The organism is Psychrobacter sp. HII-4 (assembly GCF_904846595.1).
GTDB lineage: Bacteria > Pseudomonadota > Gammaproteobacteria > Pseudomonadales > Moraxellaceae > Psychrobacter > Psychrobacter celer.
Genome location: NZ_CAJHBJ010000063.1, coordinates 1 through 5734, shown reverse-complemented (window position 1 = coordinate 5734; position 5734 = coordinate 1). Strand labels below are relative to the sequence as shown.

Annotated in this window: 4 protein-coding genes; 3 read left to right on the top strand and 1 reads right to left on the bottom strand. The window is 46.1% G+C overall.

Annotated elements, in window-relative coordinates; all coding sequences use genetic code 11:
- Positions 1-198: 198 nt before the first annotated feature.
- Positions 199-1449: a radical SAM family heme chaperone HemW gene (hemW, locus tag JMX98_RS13320; protein ID WP_201587284.1), complete on the bottom strand. Its 1251-nt coding sequence runs from the start codon at positions 1447-1449 to the stop codon at positions 199-201.
- Positions 1450-1756: 307 nt separating this feature from the next.
- On the opposite strand from hemW, the gene JMX98_RS13315 reads away from it, so the two are divergent.
- The 3 genes from JMX98_RS13315 (at position 1757) to JMX98_RS13305 (ending at position 5629) form a co-directional block, all read left to right on the top strand.
- Entirely contained in the window at positions 1757-2236 is a 480-nt protein-coding gene (locus JMX98_RS13315) for an EVE domain-containing protein (RefSeq protein ID WP_201587283.1), read from the top strand.
- Positions 2237-2392: 156 nt separating this feature from the next.
- Positions 2393-3433 (top strand): hypothetical protein, encoded by a 1041-nt coding sequence (locus JMX98_RS13310; protein ID WP_201587277.1) that lies wholly within the window; start codon positions 2393-2395, stop codon positions 3431-3433.
- Positions 3434-4246: 813 nt separating this feature from the next.
- On the top strand, positions 4247-5629 hold the full coding sequence (locus JMX98_RS13305; RefSeq protein WP_201587270.1) for an MATE family efflux transporter: 1383 nt from the start codon (positions 4247-4249) through the stop codon (positions 5627-5629).
- Positions 5630-5734 lie beyond the last annotated feature (105 nt).

Sequence of the window (5734 nt, the reverse complement as noted above, 5' to 3'; positions counted from 1 at the left end):
TATGACAGTTATGAGGCTATTGTCGATGCCACTTGCTTGGCTTGGAATAATTTGCTTAAACAGCCACAAAGAATTCGGTCGTTAACTGCTCGTGCTTGGGCGCAACTTTAATTGTTGGGTTTGGTATTATATCTCATTGGTAACGTTCTATTTTTTACTTTAATAGATTGCGTAACCTGTCATTTTACAAATCTCATTTTATAAAAACGCTCGCAATATCTGATTGAGATAACGCTGGCCTAAACGGGTTGGCTGTAGGCGCTCTGTGCTATCTATCAGCAATCCTTGAGCCACCAAATCCTGAACCTGCGCGGCAATCTCAGCATATCCAAGCCCTGTCCGAGCGCTAAACAACGACCACGCCACCCCGCCGTGTAACCTTAGAGCATTGAGCATAAACTCACTGATTAGCTCATCAGGCGCAATGGCCTGCCAGCCGACCATCTTTGGGGCCTTCAAGCTAGTGTCATCGGTACTGACACGGTGATAATCCATATAGTCTTTTGGCAAGCGCGATTTACTAAAACGATAAATACCAGACTGCGCACGTAACTCGTTGTTTGTGTCAAATGCTGCATGATCAAGGGCATCACTTGCAATGGTGACTTTGCCATGAGCACCCGCGCCAATCGCTAAGTAATCACCAAACTGCCAATAGTTCACATTGTGTTGGCATGGCTTATCACACGAGCCTGCCCAAGCAGATACTTCATAATTGGTGTAGCCAAGCTGCTGCAATAGCGCCTGACCCGCCTCTTCAATATCGGCCAGATTGTCCTCGTTTGGCAATATAGGCTGGCTACGATAAAATACCGTATTTGGCTCAATCGTCAGCTGATACCAAGACAGATGTGTCGCCCCCGCTTCATGCGCCATCTGAATATCGGCCAATGCTTCTTGATAAGTCTGCTGCGGCAACCCATGCATCAAATCCACATTGACCCGCTCAAACCCAGCCAGCCGAGCTGCACGGATCGCGGACAGTGCCTGCGCAGGATCATGAATGCGCCCAAGCGTTGTCAGCTTATCAGCGGCAAAGCTTTGCACACCGATAGACAAGCGATTGATACCCACGTCTAGATACTGAGCAAAGGGCGCATGCTCGAGCGTCCCTGGGTTGGCCTCCATCGTCACTTCGATATCAGCAGCAAAACAAAATATGTCTTTTAGCCCTGTAAACAGTCGCTGATAGTGAGCGATTGGTAATAATGACGGTGTACCACCACCGATGAAAATCGAACTGACCGCTCGACCTTGGGACAGCGGCTGCTGCATTGCAGCATCTAATAACAGCGCATCGACATACTCATCATACATAGACAGCTGCGTATCCGCTGGCAGCTCGTGTGAATTAAAATCACAATAAGGGCATTTTTTTACGCACCACGGAATATGAATGTAGAGCGCCAATGGGATCTCGCCCACCTCCAGCCTACCTGCATTAGACATCGTCTTATGGTCGCGGCTATCATTAGATAAATTAACTGCTTGGGTGTTTGACATAACAAAGGTATCTATTAAAAAAAGCTATTCAAAAACGAATAACCAACAATGCGAAAAATAACGTGCGGCGATGATGAGCAAAAAGCAGCACTAGGATAACGACTACGCAGTATAAAGAAAAGCGCAGGATGATAAAATCATACTGACAGCCATTTACAGGAGCAGATATTGGCATAAATGACTGTATAGCGACTATATATTGAGCGCGTAATGATCAAAAGCAACCACTCAATAATAACAAAAGGAGAATACGATGGCCTATTGGCTCATGAAATCCAACCCTACCTTTTTTGGCATCGATGACTTACAGCGTCTAGGTACGGAGCACTGGGATGGCGTGCGCAATTACCGTGCACGCAACTTTATGCGCGACGATATGCAAGTCGGTGACAAGGTGTTTTTTTATCACTCCAGCGCCAAGCCTTCTGGAGTTGCTGGTATCATGACCATCAGTAAGGCGGGCTACCCTGACCCCCGCCAATTCCATCCTGAGCATCGTCACTATGACCCCATTGCCACTGAAGATCAGCCGCGCTGGTATATGGTAAACGTCACTTTTGAGCAAGCCTTCACCGACGTTTTGCCTTTATCAGCGCTTAAATTCCTGCCTGCGCTAGAGGACTCATTATTACTCAAAAAAGGCTGTGAGCAGCTGACGGTGATTCCTTTGACGCCCAAACACTGGTACGCTATTTTGGACATGGCCGAAACATCAATGTTACTGTCCGATTGACCTCGGTTGACTGTGTAACGATTGGGTAAGAAACCTGATGGCATCTATGCACATTTATCTGTGCGTTTGCTATTTAAATTCTGCTATATTACAAATGTCGCAATACTTTCTTTTTTTATGGCTAAGTCACTGCCAACTCATCATCAGGACGCATTTATGAGCGCACCCAAATTATTATTATCAGCATTAACGTTAAGCATGGCTAGTCTGACCCTCAGCGCCTGCGGCAGTGATGGTGACAAAGTCAAAGAGGAATATGATCGTATTGAGGATCAGGTAAAAGACGAATATGATCGCATAGAAGACAAAGTCAAAGAAGAGTATAAAGAGGTAGAAGACAAACTGAGCGATGACGAAAAAAGCATGGCTGAGATTTTGGAGTCCGTGTTTTTGCCAGAAGAGTCGCTAGACAACTTCTTAGATAAGCTCACCCCAGAGGGCGGCCTCGGCGGCTTGTATGTCGGACACTTCGTTGAAATTGAGGACGGCGATGATAGTGATATCGATATCGGCGCTGTTTATTTTGACATCAGCAAAGACGGTGTAGGCAGCGTCGATGGTAGTTTTAGCTACCAGCAACAAGCTTGTCAAGAAAACAATACACTGGGCATCAACTCTGCAATCAAAGTAGACAACTATATCGCAGGCAAAGTGACCGGCAGCCTCGATACGCTGGCGTTTTTGGATGTGAAGTATGTCAATGACCTGGGCATTGAGACACCGAACCTATTTACCACCTTTGCAGGTAGCTTTGAGAAAAAACAAACGGGTACCCCGTGGCAAGGCAGCTTTGAGTATCAGGACGGTCTGGGCGGACAAACCCTAACCAGTAGCGAAAAAAACTGCAATGTCACTTATACCATCAGCGACCGCTCTAACTTTAAGACATACCCACTTGATTACCGCCTAGGTGAGCTGAATGTAGATGTCAGCGGCAATGGTAGTCAAAAAGTCGTGACATGGCAAAACCCGCGAAACACACAATATATACTGGTCAGCCAAATCGATATCAACAAAGCAGAGACTGGCGCGAACGGCTATGTACAAAATCTGGTATTGACCGCTGGTGAAACGGCATTTTCTCCGCTTATCCCAGCTAGCTCGACCAACTACGCTATCGTTGTACAAGCCTTTGACGCGGCAAACGATCTGATCGGCTATCAAGCGGTGGTGCAAGACTTGCCTGAATCATTATAAATAAGCGCAGCACAGCCTTTCTCTTGGCTCAAGCTTTATGGCCTATGTCTCGTAACCTATGATTTATATAGTCGATACACTCTAAAAATGTCATAGCGCTACTGGGATGAATTTTGCACAGCCTCTGGGAACGCAGCACGCAAGTAAAATTCATCCCAGTAGCCCGTTTAAATCCATAACAGTTTTACATTCAGCTAACTATATTCTATAACTTGTGACTCATGGGCGACTACGCTCCGGTGGTGTTTTTACAGTCATATATGACGCGTTAAAACGTTGACATCAGGGGGCGGCTTCTTTACCATCTTATCTAATGATGACCTGTCAATTCCCCTAGTGAATTGACGGGTTATTTTTATTTTGGTGTCTAGACTTTTATTTCATCCTGAGGCGTGTCTTTATTTCAAAAATGGTGATAAAAGTGAGATAAATTGCAGCCAAACAAGAAAAATAGCGCTGTTAATATTGGGATATTGACCAGCTATTTGACGATGTTGGCAAAATTTGGCCATTTTTAGCCCATTTAGATAACCATCGAGTGAATTGAAGACACGCTCTAGTCTATATGCGCTTGTTTATATAAATTATCGGCATCATCATCTTATACCATTTTCAAAGAGTGCAATATATAGCTTATGGCAGTCTGCCAGTACGCTTTTTAGAGCAGCACGCCAATCGCCGTACGATACTTGCTGGCTTTAGTTTTTATGATTGAACGCTTTGAAAATGGTGTGGCTGTTTCCCTATTCATTTGTTGATGGCGCGTTTGACGCTTCAACGATCATTATCGTCAAGAATAAAAAGTTGCTCACTATGGTTTTCCCATTATCTTTTAGAGATTTTAGAAGCTACAGCTTACGCTTAGGCGTGCTGGCACTTCCTATTTTGATTACCCAGTTTTGTCAGGCGGCGCTGGGTGTAGTAGATGCCATCATGGCAGGTCAGGTCTCAGCGCTTGATTTGGCGGCCGTGGCTGTCGGCTCTGGTATCTGGCTGCCGCTGTTTTTATTGGCCACTGGTATCTTGATTGCCACCACGCCTCTGATCGGTGAGGCCATCGGACAAAACGCACACAGTAAAGTACCTCATATCACCCAGCAGTCTTTGTGGACTGCTGGGGTTATCGGTATTGTTGGCTTCATAATTGTGAATTTGGCACCCAATATTCTTGGTATCATGGGCGTACCAGCAAACATCCAGCCGATAGCGACACAGTACCTACATGGTGTATCGTTTGGGTTTCCTGCGCTGGCCGTTTATGCTGTCCTTCGCAGCTACTGCGAAGCATTGAGTCGGCCTGAGCCGGTAACCATTATCAGCATCATTGGTCTGTTAGCGGACATCCCACTTAACTATATCTTCATTCATGGTTTGTTTGGGATGCCTGAGATGGGCGGTGCAGGCTGCGGTGTGGCCACAGCTTTGGTACTATGGATAAACGTGCTACTGCTTGCTACCTACACCAGCTTTACCAAACGGCAACAATTTGCCAGTACCCGCTTTTTTTATAGTTTTGCTAGTCCTAACCGTCAGCAAATCAAAAAACTGCTAAAACTTGGCATTCCCATTGGTATTTCTATCTTTTTTGAGGCGAGCCTCTTTAGTTTGGGCGCGCTTGTCATCAGTCCGCTCGGCGAGCTGGCGACCGCATCGCATCAAGTCGCACTAGCGGTGACATCTCAGCTGTTTATGATACCGATATCGGTCGCGATGGCACTGACCATCATGATATCCAATCGTTTTGGCGAAAAAAATCTGCTGGCACTGCGTCAAGTACAGGCAACGGGGCTGACCTGGACGATACTCATTGCCCTCACATGTATGCTAGGGGTTTGGCTATTTCGACCACAGCTGGCAGCAGCCTTTACCGACAACCCTGCGGTCATCGCTCAGTCTATGCATTTGCTGGTATTTGCTCTTGGTTATCAGCTGTTTGACGGCTGGCAGGTCAATGTCGCGGGGATATTGCGCGGTATGCAGGACACTACTGTACCGATGTGGGTGACGTTGTTTTGTTATTGGGTGGTGGCATTGCCGCTGGGGATTTATTTGGTACGTTTCACCGATGTCGGCGCCCAAGGGTTTTGGATGGCACTGATTACGGGGCTGTTTTTATCCTCTATCTTGTTGACGCTGCGTTTGCGTTATCAACAAAGACGTCTAACGGCGCTTTGGGGGTTGCAAACAGTCAAATAAAATATATACAAACCTACCTATTTATTACTATAATAGATAGATTATATCTATAATATAGAGAGCAAGTTATGGGGAAACTGGTTAGTATTGGGGAGGCTGCCAAAC

Excerpts from the sequence above, each read along its gene's own strand:
- hemW (WP_201587284.1), bottom strand. The coding sequence starts at position 1,449 with ATGTCTAATGCAGGTAGGCTGGAGGTGGGCGAGATCCCATTGGCGCTC.
- JMX98_RS13315 (WP_201587283.1), top strand. The coding sequence starts at position 1,757 with ATGGCCTATTGGCTCATGAAATCCAACCCTACCTTTTTTGGCATCGAT.
- JMX98_RS13310 (WP_201587277.1), top strand. The coding sequence starts at position 2,393 with ATGAGCGCACCCAAATTATTATTATCAGCATTAACGTTAAGCATGGCT.
- JMX98_RS13305 (WP_201587270.1), top strand. The coding sequence starts at position 4,247 with ATGGTTTTCCCATTATCTTTTAGAGATTTTAGAAGCTACAGCTTACGC.